This window comes from Mycolicibacterium hodleri, assembly GCF_025822245.1.
GTDB classification, from domain to species: Bacteria; Actinomycetota; Actinomycetes; order Mycobacteriales; family Mycobacteriaceae; genus Mycobacterium; species Mycobacterium hodleri.
Window position 1 is genome coordinate 159,619 of the sequence record NZ_JACKTL010000026.1, and the last position, 16,922, is coordinate 176,540.

The 16,922-nt window shown below is 66.9% G+C and carries 16 protein-coding genes and 2 pseudogenes; all 18 read left to right on the top strand.

The window, feature by feature from the left end; genetic code table 11:
* Positions 1-2: 2 nt before the first annotated feature.
* A complete protein-coding gene (locus H7J06_RS08985) occupies positions 3-1,481 on the top strand; it encodes an amino acid permease (RefSeq protein WP_264038403.1) in 1,479 nt (492 codons plus the stop codon).
* Between the two features lie 188 nt (positions 1,482-1,669).
* A complete protein-coding gene (locus tag H7J06_RS08990) occupies positions 1,670-2,890 on the top strand; it encodes an alkane 1-monooxygenase (protein ID WP_308205755.1) in 1,221 nt (406 codons plus the stop codon).
* On the top strand, positions 2,887-3,060 hold the full coding sequence (locus tag H7J06_RS08995) for a rubredoxin (RefSeq protein ID WP_264038405.1): 174 nt from the start codon (positions 2,887-2,889) through the stop codon (positions 3,058-3,060). The genes H7J06_RS08990 and H7J06_RS08995 overlap by 4 nt, the downstream gene beginning before the upstream one ends.
* Entirely contained in the window at positions 3,057-3,239 is a 183-nt protein-coding gene (locus tag H7J06_RS09000) for a rubredoxin (protein WP_264038406.1), read from the top strand. Before H7J06_RS08995 ends, H7J06_RS09000 begins: the two co-directional genes overlap by 4 nt.
* Before the next feature lie 29 nt (positions 3,240-3,268).
* Entirely contained in the window at positions 3,269-3,901 is a 633-nt protein-coding gene (alkX, locus tag H7J06_RS09005; protein ID WP_264038407.1) for a TetR family transcriptional regulator AlkX, read from the top strand.
* Between the two features lie 117 nt (positions 3,902-4,018).
* Positions 4,019-5,485, top strand: a complete 1,467-nt coding sequence (ahcY, locus tag H7J06_RS09010) for an adenosylhomocysteinase (RefSeq protein ID WP_264038408.1) — start codon at positions 4,019-4,021, stop codon at positions 5,483-5,485.
* Positions 5,486-5,575: 90 nt separating this feature from the next.
* Positions 5,576-6,205: a dTMP kinase gene (locus H7J06_RS09015; protein ID WP_264038409.1), complete on the top strand. Its 630-nt coding sequence runs from the start codon at positions 5,576-5,578 to the stop codon at positions 6,203-6,205.
* A 56-nt stretch (positions 6,206-6,261) separates the two neighbouring features.
* Positions 6,262-6,948, top strand: coding sequence for a two-component system response regulator MtrA (mtrA, locus tag H7J06_RS09020; protein ID WP_149480903.1), 687 nt, complete (start codon positions 6,262-6,264; stop codon positions 6,946-6,948).
* Positions 6,945-8,594: an MtrAB system histidine kinase MtrB gene (mtrB, locus tag H7J06_RS09025; protein ID WP_264038410.1), complete on the top strand. Its 1,650-nt coding sequence runs from the start codon at positions 6,945-6,947 to the stop codon at positions 8,592-8,594. The genes mtrA and mtrB overlap by 4 nt, the downstream gene beginning before the upstream one ends.
* On the top strand, positions 8,591-10,360 hold the full coding sequence (gene lpqB / locus H7J06_RS09030; protein ID WP_308205741.1) for an MtrAB system accessory lipoprotein LpqB: 1,770 nt from the start codon (positions 8,591-8,593) through the stop codon (positions 10,358-10,360). Before mtrB ends, lpqB begins: the two co-directional genes overlap by 4 nt.
* 119 nt (positions 10,361-10,479) lie before the next feature.
* Entirely contained in the window at positions 10,480-10,782 is a 303-nt protein-coding gene (locus H7J06_RS09035; protein ID WP_264038411.1) for a WXG100 family type VII secretion target, read from the top strand.
* Positions 10,779-11,066: a WXG100 family type VII secretion target gene (locus H7J06_RS09040; protein WP_264038412.1), complete on the top strand. Its 288-nt coding sequence runs from the start codon at positions 10,779-10,781 to the stop codon at positions 11,064-11,066. Before H7J06_RS09035 ends, H7J06_RS09040 begins: the two co-directional genes overlap by 4 nt.
* A gap of 3 nt (positions 11,067-11,069) precedes the next feature.
* The gene (locus tag H7J06_RS09045; protein WP_264038413.1) at positions 11,070-13,673 is read left to right on the top strand and encodes a WXG100-like domain-containing protein; all 2,604 of its coding nucleotides are present in this window, start codon (positions 11,070-11,072) and stop codon (positions 13,671-13,673) included.
* A 3-nt stretch (positions 13,674-13,676) separates the two neighbouring features.
* Positions 13,677-13,967, top strand: coding sequence for a hypothetical protein (locus tag H7J06_RS09050; protein ID WP_264038414.1), 291 nt, complete (start codon positions 13,677-13,679; stop codon positions 13,965-13,967).
* Between the two features lie 222 nt (positions 13,968-14,189).
* Positions 14,190-14,462 (top strand): annotated as a pseudogene (locus H7J06_RS32595) (Imm61 family immunity protein); the annotation flags it as partial.
* Positions 14,463-14,487: 25 nt separating this feature from the next.
* Positions 14,488-14,706 (top strand): annotated as a pseudogene (locus tag H7J06_RS32600) (Imm61 family immunity protein); the annotation flags it as partial.
* 511 nt (positions 14,707-15,217) lie between these two features.
* Positions 15,218-15,841, top strand: a complete 624-nt coding sequence (locus tag H7J06_RS09055) for a ComF family protein (RefSeq protein ID WP_264038773.1) — start codon at positions 15,218-15,220, stop codon at positions 15,839-15,841.
* 316 nt (positions 15,842-16,157) lie between these two features.
* On the top strand, positions 16,158-16,811 hold the full coding sequence (hpf, locus tag H7J06_RS09060) for a ribosome hibernation-promoting factor, HPF/YfiA family (RefSeq protein ID WP_264038415.1): 654 nt from the start codon (positions 16,158-16,160) through the stop codon (positions 16,809-16,811).
* Positions 16,812-16,922: the final 111 nt, after the last annotated feature.

The window sequence follows — 16,922 nt, forward strand, 5'->3', positions numbered from 1 at the left end:
CAATGACGGATCGGTGGCGTGTCAAGTCCGTCGAGCAGTCGATTGCCGACACCGACGAGCCCGACACCCGGCTCCGAAAGGACCTGACCTGGCGTGATCTCACCGTCTTCGGCGTCTCGGTCGTCATCGGCGCAGGCATCTTCACCATCACCGCGTCCACGGCGGGCGACCTGACCGGTCCGGCCATCTCGGTGTCGTTCGTCATCGCCGCGATCACCTGCGGTCTGGCGGCGCTGTGCTACGCCGAGTTCGCGTCGACGGTCCCCGTGGCGGGCAGCGCATACACCTTCTCCTACGCCACCTTTGGCGAGTTCACGGCGTGGATCATCGGCTGGGACTTGATCTTGGAGTTCGCGGTGGCGGGGGCGGTGGTGGCCAAGGGGTGGTCGTCCTACCTGGGCACCGTCTTCGGCTTCTCGGGCGGCACCGTCGACCTCGGTCCCGTCACGCTGGATTGGGGCGCACTGCTGGTCGTCACGGTGATCTGCCTGCTGCTGGCGCGGGGGACGAAGTTGTCGTCCAACGTCAGCGCCGTCATCACCGCGGTGAAGGTGGCCGTCGTGCTGTTGGTCGTCTGCGTCGGTGCCTTCTACGTCAAGGCGGCCAATTACACGCCGTACCTTCCGCCCGCCGAATCCGGTGGCGACACGGGTACCGGCATCGACCAGTCGGTGTTCTCGCTGCTCACCGGTGCCGAGGGCAGTACCTATGGCTGGTACGGGCTGCTCGCCGGCGCGTCGATCGTGTTCTTCGCGTTCATCGGCTTCGACATCGTCGCCACCACCGCCGAGGAGACCAAGAACCCGCAGCGTGACGTGCCGCGGGGCATCCTGTACTCCCTGGGGATCGTGACGTTGCTCTACGTCGCGGTGACGGTGGTGCTGTCGGGCATGGTGCCCTACACCGACCTCAAGACCGGCCCCGACGGACAGGCCAACCTCGCGTCGGCGTTCTCCGCCAACGGCGTCGACTGGGCCGCCACGGTGATCTCGATCGGCGCCTTGGCCGGGCTGACGACGGTGGTGATGGTGCTGCTGCTCGGGCAGATCAGGGTGTTGTTCGCCATGTCGCGCGACGGACTGCTGCCCCGTCAGCTGGCGAAGACGGGTGCCCGCGGCACGCCGGTGCGCATCACGGTCCTCGTCGGGGTCGTCGTCGCGCTGGCCGCGTCGGTGTTCCCGATCGACCGTCTCGAGGAGATGGTCAACGTCGGCACGCTGTTCGCCTTCGTGCTGGTGTCCGCGGGAGTGATCGTGCTGCGCAGGACGAGGCCCGACCTGCAGCGCGGGTTCCGGGCGCCGTGGGTTCCGGTGCTGCCGATCGTGTCGATCGTCGCCTGCGTGTGGCTGATGTTGAACCTGACCGGGTTGACGTGGATCCGCTTCGGCATCTGGATGGTCGTCGGCGTGGTGCTGTACCTGCTGTACGGCCGCCGCAAGTCGGTGCTTGGTCAACGCGAAGGCGCCGACGCAGCGGTCTGACCCGCCGTCGCCCACTTCTGCGGGATCGCCGTGCCTCCCGCCATGTCACGACCCATGGGTAGATTTCGGCGCTCGCCTACGTTCGGCTGCTTTACAAAACCCGCCCTTGTGTCTAGACATCGGACAAATGCCTGTCTATAGTCAAGCGCAGTTGGTGATGACACTCACATGGAGGTGAAGCGGTGACGATTCACGTGGAATCCGCGGACGGCACGACGCCCGTCGACCGGTGGCGGGACAAGAAGCGATACCTGTGGCTGATGGGACTGATCGTGCCCACGGCGGTGCTGGTGATGCTGCCGGTGGTGTGGGCGCTCAACCAGCTCGGCTGGCATGCCGCGGCGCAGGTGCCGTTCTGGATCGGCCCGATTCTGGTGTACCTCGTGCTGCCCCTGCTCGACCGGCGCTTCGGGCCCGACGGGGAGAACCCGCCCGACGCCGTGATGGAGCGGCTGGAGAACGACAAGTACTACCGCTACTGCACGTACAGCTTCATTCCCTTCCAGTACCTCACCGTCGTCCTCGGTGCCTACCTCTTCACGGCGTCGGACCTGGGCTGGCTCGGGTTCGACGGCTCGTTGGGCTGGCCCGCGAAGATCGGCCTGGCGCTGTCGGTCGGCATGATGGGCGGCGTCGGCATCAACACCGCGCACGAGCTGGGCCACAAGAAGGACACCCTCGAACGCTGGCTGAGCAAGATCACCCTGGCGCAGACGTGCTACGGCCACTTCTTCATCGAGCACAACCGAGGCCACCACGTGCGGGTCGCGACGCCGGAGGACCCCGCGTCGGCGCGCTTCGGTGAGACGTTCTGGGAGTTCCTGCCGCGCAGCGTCTGGGGCAGCCTGACGTCGTCGTGGAAGCTCGAAGCGCAACGCCTGCGACGGCTCGACAAGAGCCCATGGCATCCGACCAACGACGTCCTGAACTCCTGGGCGATGTCAGTGGTGCTCTACGGCGCGCTGATCGCGTTCTTCGGCGTCGCGCTCATTCCGTACGTGGTGATCTCGGCGGTGTTCGGCTTCGCGTTGTTGGAGACGGTCAACTACCTCGAGCACTACGGTCTGCTCCGGCAGAAGACCGCCAGCGGACGCTACGAGCGGTGCGCGCCCCAACACAGTTGGAACTCAGACCATTTGGTGACCAACCTGTTCCTGTACCACCTGCAGCGGCACAGCGATCACCACGCCAACCCGACGCGTCGCTACCAGACCCTGCGCAGCATGGACGGCGCACCGAACCTGCCGAGCGGTTACGCCTCGATGATCGGCCTGACCTACTTTCCGCCCTTGTGGCGCAAGGTCATGGACCACCGCGTGCTGGCGCACTACGACGGCGACATCTCCCGCGTGAACGTGCATCCGCGGATGCGCGACAAGGTGCTCGCCAAGTACGGGAAGCCCCAATGAGCGCCTACCGCTGCCCCGGTTGTGACTACGTCTACGACGAGGCCAAAGGTGCACCGCGCGAAGGCTTTCCGGCGGGGACGCCCTGGGATCGAGTGCCCGACGACTGGTGCTGCCCGGACTGTGCGGTCCGGGAGAAGGTTGACTTCGAGGAAACGGAGGTATCGGCATGAGTGACTACAAGTTGTTCGTCTGCGTGCAATGCGGATTCGAGTACGACGAGGAGAAGGGGTGGCCCGAGGACGGCATCGCCCCGGGCACCCGCTGGGACGACATCCCGGAGGACTGGAGTTGCCCGGATTGTGGTGCGGCGAAATCGGACTTCGAGATGGTCGAGGTTGCGCGAGGCTGACCGCCCTTGCACCCGATAGTCTCGCGCGTATGAACAGTCCGAGCGACCGGCGTACGGCCACGCGCGTGCCGTACGCCGAGGCGTCTCGAGTGCTGCTTCGCGGGTCGATCCTCGACGGCATGCGGGACATGCTGCTGGCGCGGGACTGGTCGTCCATCACGCTCTCGGACGTCGCGAAGGCGGCCGGCATCAGCCGCCAGACCATCTACAACGAGTTCGGGTCGCGACAGGGCCTGGCCGAGGGCTACGCGTTGCGGTTGGCCGACCGGCTGGTGGACGCGGTGGACGACGCGATCAAGGGCAACGTCGGAAACGTCTACGCTGCCTTCCTCGAGGGTTTCCGGGCCTTCTTCGCGGAGTCGGCGTCCGACCCCTTGGTCATCTCGCTCTTGACCGGCGCGGCGAAGCCCGACCTGCTGCAGATCATCACCACCGACAGCGCGCCGATCATCACGAGGTGTTCGCAGCGACTGACCTCGACCTTCATGGACAGCTGGGTCCGGGCCAGTGAGGAAGACGCCGGGGTGCTGGCCAGAGCCATCGTCCGGCTCGCGATGAGCTACGTGTCGATGCCGCCGGAAGCAGATCACGACGTTGCCCGTGACCTGGCCCGTTTGATGACACCGTTCGCCGAGCGATACGGTGTCATAGACACCTCCTAGCCGGCAGTGCGCCGTCGCGCCTGTCCCGCGAGTCCGCAGGCTTCGGGTGTCGCCGGCGCACCATGCGTGCGCACATGGCATTTGACGACCCGAGAACCAACGAAGTAAGGGCTCTACATGACTGCACCAACATTGACCGCCGACGTCCGCAACGGCATCGACTACAAGGTCGCCGACTTGGAACTGGCCGAATTCGGCCGCAAGGAGATCCGCCTCGCCGAGCACGAGATGCCCGGCCTGATGGCGCTGCGTCGCGAATACGCCGACGTGGCACCGCTGAAGGGTGCCCGGGTCTCCGGCTCGCTGCACATGACCATCCAGACTGCCGTGCTGATCGAGACCCTGGTGTCTCTCGGGGCCGAGGTCCGCTGGGCATCGTGCAACATCTTCTCCACGCAGGACCACGCCGCCGCGGCCGTCGTCGTCGGCCCGCACGGCACCGTCGAGGAGCCCAAGGGCGTTCCCGTCTTCGCCTGGAAGGGCGAGAGCCTCGAGGACTACTGGTGGTGCGCCGAGCAGATGCTGACGTGGCCGGGTGAGCCCGCGAACATGATCCTCGACGACGGCGGCGACGCCACGATGCTGGTGCTGCGCGGCGCGCAGTTCGAGAAGGCCGGCGTCGTGCCGCCCGAGGACGACGAGCACTCCGACGAGTACAAGGTGTTCCTGAACCTGCTGCGTCGTTCGATCGAGGCCGACAAGACCAAGTGGACCACGGTCGCGGAGTCCGTCAAGGGCGTCACCGAGGAGACCACGACCGGTGTGCTGCGGCTCTACCAGTTCGCCGCCTCCGGCGAGCTGACGTTCCCCGCCATCAACGTCAACGACTCGGTCACCAAGAGCAAGTTCGACAACAAGTACGGCACCCGTCACTCGCTGATCGACGGCATCAACCGCGGCACCGACGTCCTCATCGGCGGCAAGGCCGCGCTGGTGTGTGGCTACGGCGACGTCGGCAAGGGCTGCGCCGAGGCGCTCAAGGCGCAGGGCGCCCGCGTCGCGGTCACCGAGATCGACCCGATCAACGCCCTGCAGGCGCTGATGGACGGCTTCGAGGTCAAGACCGTCGAAGAGGCCATCGGCTGGGCCGACATCGTCATCACCGCCACGGGCAACCAAGGCATCATCACCCTCGACCACATGCGGTCGATGAAGCACCAGGCCATCCTGGGCAACATCGGTCACTTCGACGACGAGATCGAGATGGCTCGCCTGGAGCGGGACAAGGACATTCGTCGGATCAACATCAAGCCGCAGGTCGACGAGTTCATCTTCCCCGACGGTCATTCGATCATCGTGCTGTCCGAAGGTCGTCTGCTGAACCTGGGCAACGCGACCGGGCACCCCTCGTTCGTGATGAGCAACAGCTTCTCCAACCAGGTCATCGCGCAGATCGAGCTGTGGACCAAGAACGACGAGTACGACAACGAGGTCTACCGCCTCGCCAAGCACCTCGACGAGAAGGTCGCCAAGATCCACGTCGAGGCCCTCGGCGGTTCGCTGACCAAGCTCACCAAGGAGCAGGCCGAGTACATCGGCGTCGACGTCGACGGCCCGTACAAGCCGGAGCACTACCGCTACTAGCGGCACTCGCCGAGTGGCCAGTTACCGCGCGCCTCACCGTGTTTGGCGTGTGGTGGCTGGCCACTCGCGTGTGGGGATAGATTGACGGCCGTGCTCATCGCGATCGAGGGAGTCGACGGCGCCGGCAAACGCACGTTGACCAACGGCCTGCAGGCGTCCTTCGAGTCGACGGGCAGGACGGTCGCCCGCCTGGCCTTTCCGCGGTACCACGAATCGGTGCACGCCGACATCGCCGCCGAGGCGTTGCACGGCCAGCACGGCGACCTGTCGTCCTCGGTGTACGCGATGGCTACGTTGTTCGCCCTCGACCGGGCGGACGCCAAACCCGAGATCGAACGGCTCTGCACCGAGCACGACGTCGTCATCCTGGACCGCTACGTCGCCTCCAACGCCGCCTACAGCGCGGCCCGGTTGCACCAGGACGTCGAGGGCGGCGTCGTGGCCTGGGTCGGCAGACTCGAGTTCGGTCGCTTCGCCCTCCCACGCCCGGACTGGCAGGTGCTGCTCGACGTGCCCACCGAGTTGGCCGCCGAGCGGGCGTTGCGGAGGGAGGCGGCCGACGCCGACCGCACGCGCGACGCCTATGAGCGCGACGACGGTCTTCAGCGTCGCACCGGGGCGGCCTACGCCGCGCTGGCCGACGTGAATTGGCAGGGGCGCTGGGTCGTTGCCGGACCCGACGTGGTGCCGCAGAACCTGGCGCAGGCTCTGACGTCCTGATCTGCGGGCAAAACGCCCGGTGTGGTAACCCAGGTTTATCGCGTTTCGGTGACACGATGGGCACCATGAGGCAAAGGATTCTGGTCGTCGACGACGATCCGTCGCTCGCCGAGATGCTCACGATCGTCCTGAGGGGCGAGGGCTTCGACACCGCGGTCATCGGTGACGGTAGCCAGGCGCTCACCGCGGTCCGCGAACTGCGACCGGATCTGGTGCTGCTGGACCTCATGTTGCCCGGCATGAACGGCATCGACGTCTGCCGCGTGCTGCGCGCCGACTCGGGTGTCCCGATCGTCATGCTGACGGCCAAGACCGACACCGTCGACGTGGTGCTCGGCCTGGAGTCCGGCGCCGACGACTACGTCATGAAGCCGTTCAAGCAGAAGGAACTCGTCGCGCGCGTGCGGGCCCGGCTGCGCCGCAACGACGACGGCCCGGCCGAGATGCTGTCGATCGCCGACGTCGAGATCGACGTGCCCGCCCACAAGGTCACCCGCGGCGGAGAGCAGATCTCCCTGACGCCGTTGGAGTTCGACCTGTTGGTCGCGCTGGCACGTAAACCGCGGCAGGTGTTTACTCGGGATGTGCTGCTCGAACAGGTGTGGGGTTATCGGCATCCCGCCGACACCCGTCTGGTGAACGTGCACGTCCAGCGGTTGCGCGCCAAGGTCGAGACAGATCCGGAGAACCCGCAGGTGGTGCTCACCGTTCGAGGAGTGGGGTACAAGGCCGGACCCCCGTGATCTGGGGTTCCCGCCGACGCATTCGAAGCCGCTCGGCTCCGATGCTGCGGGGCCTCGGCACCTTGGGCCGAGCGCTCGGCTTCGCGTGGCGTCGTTCGCTGCAACTGCGGGTGGTGACGCTCACCATCGGGTTGTCCCTGGCCGTTATCATGGTGCTCGGCTTCGTGCTGACCAGCCAGATCACCGACCGCATCCTCGAGATCAAGGTGCGCGCGGCCACCGAGGAGATCGAGCGCGCCAGCACGACGGTCAGCGGGATCGTCGGCGGCGAGGAAACGCGCTCGCTGGACAGCAGTCTTCAGTTGGCGCGCAACACCCTCGTCGACCGCAAGGTCGACTCGGGGGCGGGACTTGCCGGTGCCTTCGACGCGGTGTTGGTGGTGCCGGGCGACGGACCGCGGGCGGCGACCGCAGCGGGTCCGGTGCAACAGATCCCCACCGCGCTGCGCGACTTCGTCAAGGCCGGACAGGTCAGCTACCAGTACGCCGTGGTGAACACCGACGGCTTCTCCGGCCCGGCGCTGATCGTCGGCAGTCCGACGTCGTCACCGGTCACCAATCTCGAGCTCTACCTGATCTTTCCGTTGAACAACGAGGAGAGCACCATCGCGCTGGTGCGGGGGACGATGGCCACCGGTGGCATCGTGCTGCTAGGCCTCCTGGCCGCCATCGCGCTGTTGGTGGCACGCCAGATCGTGCTGCCGGTTCGCTCGGCGTCGCGCATCGCCGAGCGGTTCGCCGAGGGCCACCTGACCGAGCGGATGCCGGTCCGTGGCGAGGACGACATGGCCCGCCTGGCAGTGTCCTTCAACGACATGGCCGAGAGCCTGTCACGGCAGATCACCCAGCTCGAGGAATTCGGAAACCTGCAGCGCCGCTTCACCTCCGACGTCAGCCACGAACTGCGGACGCCGTTGACCACCGTGCGCATGGCGGCGGACCTCATCTACGACCACAGCGACGACCTCGAACCCGCGCTGCGACGCGCGACGGAGTTGATGGTCAGCGAGCTGGACAGGTTCGAGACGTTGCTCAGCGACCTCCTGGAGATCTCGCGCCACGACGCGGGTGTCGCGGAGCTGTCGGTGGAGTCCGAGGATCTGCGCCTGACGGTGGGAAGTGCCCTGGAGAACGTCGGTCACCTCGCCAAGGACGCCTCGGTCGACCTGGTGGTGGACATGCCCTCGGAGGCCGTGATCGCCGAGGTCGACGCGCGGCGGGTGGAGCGCATCCTGCGCAATCTGATCGCCAACGCCATCGACCACGCCGAGCGCAAGCCGGTGCGAATTCGGATGGCCGCCGACGAGGACACCGTCGCGGTCACGGTGCGCGACTACGGCGTCGGGCTGCGCCCCGGCGAGGAGAAGCTGGTGTTCAGCCGGTTCTGGCGGTCCGACCCGTCGCGGGTGCGCCGCTCCGGTGGCACCGGACTGGGGTTGGCGATCTCCATCGAGGACGCGCGGCTGCATCAGGGCCGGCTCGAGGCGTGGGGCGAGCCGGGCAAGGGTGCCTGCTTCCGACTGACGTTGCCGTTGGTCCGTGGTCACAAGGTGACGGCGAGTCCGTTGCCGCTCAAGCCCATTGGTCCGGACAAGCCGTCGGCCACACCGGCCCGCGACCGCGAACCCGCGGGGGAGCGGGCGTGAGACGCGCGCTGGTCGCCGTCACCCTGCTGCTCACCATCGCCTTGACCCTGGCCGGGTGTGCGGGCGTACCGAGTTCGTCGGCGCCTCAAGCGCTCGGCACCATGGACCGGCCTGCGCCGCCGAGTCTGCCGACGCCGACCCCCGGCATGGATCCCGACGTCCTGCTGCGCGAGTTCCTCAAGGCGACGGCCGATCCCGCGAATCGGCATCTGGCCGCCCGTCAGTTCCTCACCGAGTCGGCGTCCAACTCCTGGGACGACGCCGGCAGCGCCCTGCTGATCGACCGGGTGGTGTTCGTCGAAACACGCCAGCCCGAACGTGTTTCGGTGACCATGAAGGCCGACATCCTCGGATCGCTGTCCGACATGGGGGTGTTCGAAACCGGTGACGGCGCCCTGCCGGACCCCGGCCCGATCGAACTGGTGAAGACCCCGGGTGGCTGGCGCATCGACAAGCTGCCCAACGGCGTCTTCCTGGACTGGCAGCAATTCCTGGCGACCTACAAGCGCAGCACGCTGTACTTCGTCGACCCGACCGGCAAGACCGTCGTCCCCGATCCGCGCTACGTCGCGGTGTCCGATCCCGATCAACTGCCCACCGAACTGGTCAGCAAGTTGGTGGCCGGCCCGCGGCCCGAGATGATCAACACCGTGCGCAACCTGCTCGGTGCGCCGCTGCGGTTGCGGGGTCCGGTCACCCGGGCCGACGGCGGCAAGACCGGTGTCGGACGGGGCTACGGCGGCGCGCGCGTCGACCTGGAGAGCCTGTCGACCACCGATCCCCATTCGCGGCAATTGCTTGCCGCGCAGATCATCTGGACTCTGAACCGGGCGGGGGTCAACGGGCCGTACGTGATCAACGCCGACGGTGCGGCCCTCGACGACCGATTTGCCGCGGGGTGGAACTCCTCCGACGTCGCCGCCACCGACCCTGGTGCCGATCCCGGAGCCGCGGCGGGATTGCACGCCCTGATCGGTGGGTCGCTGGTGTCGCTGGACGGGCAGAAGGCGCCGCGGGTGGCGGGTTCGTTCGGGAACTTGCCGGGGCAGACGGCGGCCACCCTGTCGCGCAGCGGGCAAGAGGTGGCGTCGGTGGTGACGCTGCGCCCGGGTGCGCCCGACATGGCGTCGTCCCTGTGGATCGGCCAACTCGGCGGGGACTCTTCGCAAGCCATCGACGGCCGCACGCTGTCGCGTCCGAGTTGGTCACTCGACGACGCGATTTGGGTGGTGGTCGACGGCAACAACGTCGTCCGCGTCATCCAGGAAGCGGCATCCGGTCAGCCCGCGCGCATCCCCGTCGACGCGACGGCGGTGTTCACCAAGTTCCCTGGACCGGTGACGGAGTTGCAGCTGTCGCGGGACGGCACCCGCGCCGCGATGGTCGTCAACGGGCAGGTCATCCTCGCCGGGGTCGAGCAGACGCAGGGCGGGCTCTACGCGCTCACCTATCCACGACGGCTCGGTTTTGGGCTGGGTGACACGGCGGTGTCGCTGTCCTGGCGCACCGGCGACGACATCGTCGTCAGCCGCACCGATCCGCAGCATCCGGTGTCCTACGTCAACCTCGACGGCGTCAACTCCGACGGTCCGAGTCGTAACCTGCTGGCCCCGGTCTCAACCGTCGCGGCGAACCCGTCGACGCTGTACGTCGCCGATCAGCGTGGGGTGCTGCAGCTTTCGGGGTCAGCCGCCGAGAACGATCTGATGTGGGCCGAGGTGCGCCCGCTCATGGTCGCCGGGGCCATTCCGGTGCTCCCCGGCTGACCGTTACCCATGAACATCCTGTGAGTTCGCTGTCAAAAGTGTTCTGAATCAGTGCATTTGGGCCTCCGCGCCCCGCGTTACGCTGAATTGGTCGGCGATCTAGCGGGGGGTGAAATTCGATGTCGGATTTGCGCGTGACCGCGTCCGTGCTTGCCACGGTGGCGGGTGAGTTGGAGTCGGTGGCCACGGGCTTGCGCACGGGTCTTGGCTCGCTGGACGGTGAGGTGTCCGGATTGCTGGGGCCGGGATGGTCCGGCGAGGCGGCGTCGGCCTACGACGCGGTGTGGCGGGAATGGCACGACGGCGCCCAGCAGGTCGTCGACGGGCTGGCAAGGATGTCGGCACTGCTGGACGACGCGGCCCAGCGATACGACGCCACCGACGCGTCGGGTGCGGCTCGCGTGTCGGAGGCCGGTCTGTGAGCGGCTTTCAGGTCGACCCCGCGGCCCTGCTCGCCGTCGTCGACCGGATGTCGGAGTTCGACTCCCAACTGGAGGCACACCTGGCCCACGCCAGGAGTTCGGTCGCCGCGCTGGGCACGTCCTGGTACGGCGACGGCGGGGAGGCCGAACGCTCGGCGCAACGCCGTTGGGAGCAGGGCGCCCAGGAGATGCGAGATGCCCTGGCGCGCTTGCGTCAGATCGCCGAGGGCGCACACGAGAACTACTCCGGGGCCGCGCAGACCAACGTGCGCAACTGGGGCTAGGGCGTGGCACCACCCATCTCGGTGGACCCGGCCGCGTTGGCGGCGATCGGTACCTCCGTTGCCGGCGAGGGAGACGCGATCGCCGCGGCCGTCGGCTCACTCGACTCGTCCCTGTCGGGTGCCGGCGCGCTGTTCGGACACGACGCGGCGGGTCTGATGTTCTCGCAGGGATACACCTCGTCGGGCAAGGCGCTGCTCGACGCCGCGGCATCGGCCGTCAACGCGGGACGTCGGGTGGGATTCGGCATTCAGACCTCCGCCGCGAACTACGGGCACGCGAACGCCTCCTCCACGGTCGGCGGAGGCACGTCGGCGGTCCCCGTGCCGGCGGCTCCGGCGGGGTTCAGCGCACCCGGCATGCCGCCGCCGCTGGGGTCCGGCGTTGCCGCACCGTTGGGCTGGTCGTTGGTGGAGGCCTTCGTCGGCGACGTATGGCCCGACGGCAACCCCGGTGAGATGCGCGCCGCGGCAGGCGCTTGGCGAAGCTTCGCCACGACCATCGGCGGCCTCGCCGGTCAGGTCGAGGCGGCCGGTCCCGGCCTGGGCGCCCAGCAGATCCCGGAGTCGGGCCAGATGACCGACGCCCTGGGAAAGATCAGTGGCGGCCTGACGCAGATCGCCGCCGAGGCGCAGAAGCTGGCCACGTCCGTCGACGGATTTGCCGGCACGGTGGAGGCCACCCAAAACGCCGTGCGCAACCTCCTGCATCAGCTCAGCCCGTCGGGGGTGCTGGAGACCATCGGCGGCATCTTCACCGGACACAACCCGATGGACGAGATCCGCAAGATCGCCGACGAGATCAAGACGGTCCTGAACAACATGAAGCGCGAAGCCGACGCGATGACCCAGCTCTTCAACCAGGGCATCAACGAGTTGGATTCCGCGACAAACTCCCTCGAGGCGTGGGCGACCAAGGAGTTCACCAGCGTCCTGGGTCAGGACGTCGGGGGCGCGCTGGCCTTCGAGTTCAACGCGCTCGTGGACGGGTCGGAGGGTGCGTTCAAGTTCGTCGCCGAGACGGCGCAGGGCATCGGTCAGCTGGATCCGACTCGGTTCCTCTACGACCCGTCCGGTGCGGCGAAGACGTGGGAGGGACTGGGCGAGACCGCCGCCGTCTTGACGAACCCGGCCCTGCTGGCGCAGAAGATCGCCAGCGATCCGCAGGGCGCCCTCGACACGGTCAAGGGCGTCGTCGACTGGAAGGACGTCGAAGCCGGGCATCCCTTCCGCGCCTTGGGGTACGACGTCGCCCAGGTGGGGTCCTTCTTGATCCCCGGGGCCGGCGAGGCCGACGCGGCAGCGGACGGTGCGGGGATCGCCGGACGGGCGGCCTCGGCCGAGGAGCGAGCGGCGGCCGGTGCGGTGCGCGAGGGCGTCGCGGGGGCGGCGTCGGAGAGTGTCGCCACCCAGGCTGGTCGCGTCGCCAAGGACCTCGACGGCATCAAGGTGCCCGAGAGTTCTGCGCCCGGGGCGGCGCCGGGGGAATCGGCGCCAGTCGGCCGGCCGCCGGTGGACCCCCCGGCCGCTCCACGTCCGGATGCGCCCGGCGGGCGGGCGCCGGTCGACACCGCGCCACCTCGGGCTCCCGAACCCGAACCGCGCGTGGCAGAGCCGGTTTCACCGTCGTCGGCGGACCCCGCGCCGCCGCATTCGGGGGATTCCGTCGCGCCGCACGCCTCGGAAGCGCCCGCGCCGCACGCAGATGCGCCGGCCGCGCCTCCGCATTCCGCGGATCCGCCGCCCCCGTCGCACGGATCTGAGCCGGCGCAGGTCGCCGAGAGCAATCCGCGCTCATCGGGCGGACCCTTCGAGACCGGTTCCGCTGCAAGCGAACCCGCGGCGGCGGCCGGCGACGGCGGTGGGCTGTCGTCTGCTGCGGGGGCCGACGACAAGGTCCCTGTCAGCGTCGGCGCGCACAGCGGGGAGGTCGGAGACGGTGCCGGGGGTTCGGGACACGCGTCTGGCGACCACGGGTCCGGTGGATCTGGCCATGATTCGAGCGGGTCCGGGCATGGATCGGATGGTGGGTCCGGGCATGGGAGCCATGACTCTTCGGGGTCGTCGGGAGGCGATCAAACCCACGAGGATCTGGGTCACCACGATCACCACGATCATGCGCATCCGCACGAGAACTACGAGTTGCCGCCGCTGGACGCGGACGGCATGTACCCGCAGGGAAGCTTGCCGTCACTCGAAGACCTCCGTCATCTCACGACTACCGATCCGAACTCGGCCTATTACTGGTCGGGGCGTGATGCCGACGGTATTGGTGTTGGACCAGACTGCTCAGGTATCGCTGAACGGATTGCGGAGGGCACCCACGGCACGACGTTGGAGATGACGCTCACCGAAAACGGAATGAACGAGCTGCCGATCTGGAATCGTCACGATCCGGAGTCGGTGAGATTCTGGGAGGATGCGTCGACCGCGTACGCGGACAATGCACGCGGCGACGTCACAGCGATCGTTGGAAGTGATCTGCGGCCGGGCAACATATGGCAAAATGTCGAAATACCGCGCCTCATGGAGAACCCTTATGTCACCCGTATCGTGCAGATTGACCCGGATACGGGCGAAATAACCATAATTTTCGAGCGAGGAGGCTAATGGGTGGCTGACAAACAATTTGATGTGAGTGAAGCAATTGTGCTTTATCTGAAGAAGTACCCGGGTAAGAACACCGACGAGTTCGAATCAAAGTACGGGTTTGAGGCCGGGGTTGCGAAAGAGTCGGTTCGGGCATTGCTCGACGAAGCAATGCGGGTGAACCCCGATTGGTCGACGATGGATTTGAACGGTGCTGGAGATTTCGTGGAGTCGGTCATGTCCGAGCGCCATTCGGATTTGACCGCTAAGGCCTTGACTGCAATAGGAAACTACTACACTTATCAAATGCGCTAATTGTGGATTGCGGGTTGGGCGGTCGACGATCGGATTCCGTCACCCGCTACGTGGTTCCGCTGACGCCATCGCGTCGGACGAACTACTGGTCGGCCTGAGCAGGCGCAAGACTGCGTGCAATAGCTTGTTGGGCGGTGTGCGTTAGGGCAATGGAATTCATTATCGGGCGCCCGACACCCTGAGGCGCCGGGCGAAATCAAGTGGCGTCCCGAGGTGGATAGTGTGCAGATCTTCAATGGGCTCACCGAATGGGCGGCACTGGCAGGTTACGGTTTCACACCTGTAGGATCGCCAGACTCCGCGATATCCTGGACCGATCCGGGCGGTGAAATCCGGTTTTATATCCGGGGCGACGGGGCGGAGTCGTTCACGCTCTCCGTGGCGGAACGATTGCTTCCAAAGCAATTCGAGCTGTGTGGCATGTCATTGCGGACCATTGAGCGGTATCTTTTCGGTGTCTTCGGAACGAGTCTGCGTGCGAAGCGCGGGCGTCTTCGTCTGAAGGTTCGCTTCACGCGAGGATCAGCTAGCGCCCGGGTATTCAATCGGCGAAATGGACACAGACGGTTATCTGTCCCTTCTGAACCCGAAAGGTTTGGTGGCCAGAGCGAGGGGACGGGTAGGCCTCGCGGTGCTGGTGAAGCTTTCGCATCTGTTGTCGGCATCGGTCGAGGATTTGGAGGCGACTTTCAAAGCTCCTGCGGGGCATCCACCTTTTGATGACTCGTTCCGCTGCTGATTCGCCTTCTCGCCTCAACGACAGCACACGTGCCGACTTCGCTGTCTCGTTCTACGACGCCGATGGTTGCCGGGTGTTCGGGATGCGTGTGAACTCAGTCCGGTGGTCGATGAAGTTTCGTTCGAAAACCTAGCGTTGTAAGGACCCGCCGCAGGACGTAACTTGAGCAAGAATCAAGGACGATGGCCGAGACTTTCTCGAAGGCAGTAGAACGCATCATAGGACCTTCACTGCGCAGTAAAGGCTTCGTCCTCGACGCAATTGACGACGCCGCCGACGAAGGGGGACGCATGGCGTCCCTCGTCTATTACCGCGCGGCAGACTGCCGGCTCCAGGAACTGACAGCGACTTCGAGGTCGCCCACTTGGCCGTGGTGACGAGGTACGGCTAGGCCCAACGAGCCCCCGCGAGCGTGGAGTTGTTGGCGCGAGATCGCCGAGAAGTAGTGGAAAACTCCACGTTCGGGGAGAAAGAAATGAGTGTCGGACCCCGTCGCGACACTTGACCCATGCTGCTCGACCTCGTCCTTCCGCTGGAGTGTGGTGGCTGCGGGGCGCCGGGGACGCGATGGTGCCCGACGTGCGCCCAATCCCTCGCGGTGCACACCGACGAGCCACTCGTCATCACGCCCCGCCTCGATCCGGGCGTGCCGGTGTTCTCGCTCGGCCGGTATGCGGGGTCGCGCCGCGCGGCGATCATCGCGATGAAGGAACACGGCCGCACCGACCTCGTCGAGCCGCTCGCGGTCGCGGTGGCCGCGGGGCTGACCCGGCTCCTGACGTGGGGCGTCGTCGAGGCCCCGCTGACGGTGGTTCCCGCGCCCACCCGGCGGTCGGCGGCGCGGCGACGGGGTGGCGACCCGGTCACGGCCGTCGCGGAGGCCGCCGCCGTGCCCGGCACCGTCGTCGTCGCCGCCCTTCGGATGCGGGCCTTCACACGGGACTCGGTCGGGCTGTCGCCCGGGCAGCGGCAGCGCAACGTCGCGGGGCGAGTACGGGTCCGCGAGCGGGTGGGCGGCGAGGTGATCGTCGTCGACGACGTCGTGACGACGGGTGCCACGGCATGTGAGTCGGTCCGCGTCCTGCAAACCGCCGGTGTGCACGTTGCCGCGATCCTTGCCGTCGCGCACGCCTGATCCGCAATCCGCGGCGCCGTCAGATTTCCACGAGATCAAACCGGAATGAAGAACTGAGAACACGTGTGCCGAATATGTGGCACAGGCGGGTGAACACGGACTACCGTCGGGGCCAACCACCCGTGAACGACTCACGGCGGCGTCTAGAACCAATGGCGCCACATCGCCCGAAAAGCGAGGAGGTGAGCACTCGACACCTTGCGCCGCGGGCGGACTTCTATCGGGCTTCCCCCGGCGCGCTCCCGTTTTATGCCGGCACGCCGTTGCGCGTGCGACGCCGAGAGGAAGCGAGTTGCCAAGTATGTCAATACAATCCATGGACACCAACCAGTCAGCGATGGTGGGCGCCGAGGAGGAGTCGCACGACGGCCCCCGCGCCGAGGTCGTCGTCAAGGGCCGCAACGTCGAGATTCCCGACCACTTCCGCACCTACGTCTCCGAGAAGCTGGCGCGCCTCGAGCGCTTCGACCGCACCATCTACCTGTTCGACGTCGAACTCGACCACGAACGCAACCGCCGCCAGCGCAAGAACTGCCAACACGTCGAGATCACGGCCAGGGGCCGAGGGCCAGTTGCGCGCGGCGAAGCCTGCGCCGACAGCTTCTACGCTGCGCTGGAGTCGGCGGTAAGCAAACTCGAGAACCGCCTCCGGCGCAGCAAGGACCGCCGCAAGATCCACTACGGGGACAAGACGCCCGTGTCTCTCGCCGAGGCAACCGCACTCAACCACCTCCTCGAGCCGCTGTCCGCACCCGCCGAGGAGGAGACCCCGGCCCTCGACGATCACGAACCCGGCCGGATCGTGCGCACCAAGGAACACACCGCCACGCCGATGACCTGTGACGACGCGCTCTACGAGATGGAGCTCGTCGGCCACGACTTCTTCCTCTTCCACGACAAGGAAAGCGACAAGCCGACCGTCGTCTACCGCCGTCACGCCTACGACTACGGACTCATCCGCCTGTCGTAGCCGCGAGGCGCCGCGCAGCCGGCGCGACCGCCCCGTGCGGCGCGTCGGCTGTTCGGCCCGGCCAGTCACCTACGATGGACCTCGTTTGAAGTATTACGAGTTCCATCGAGC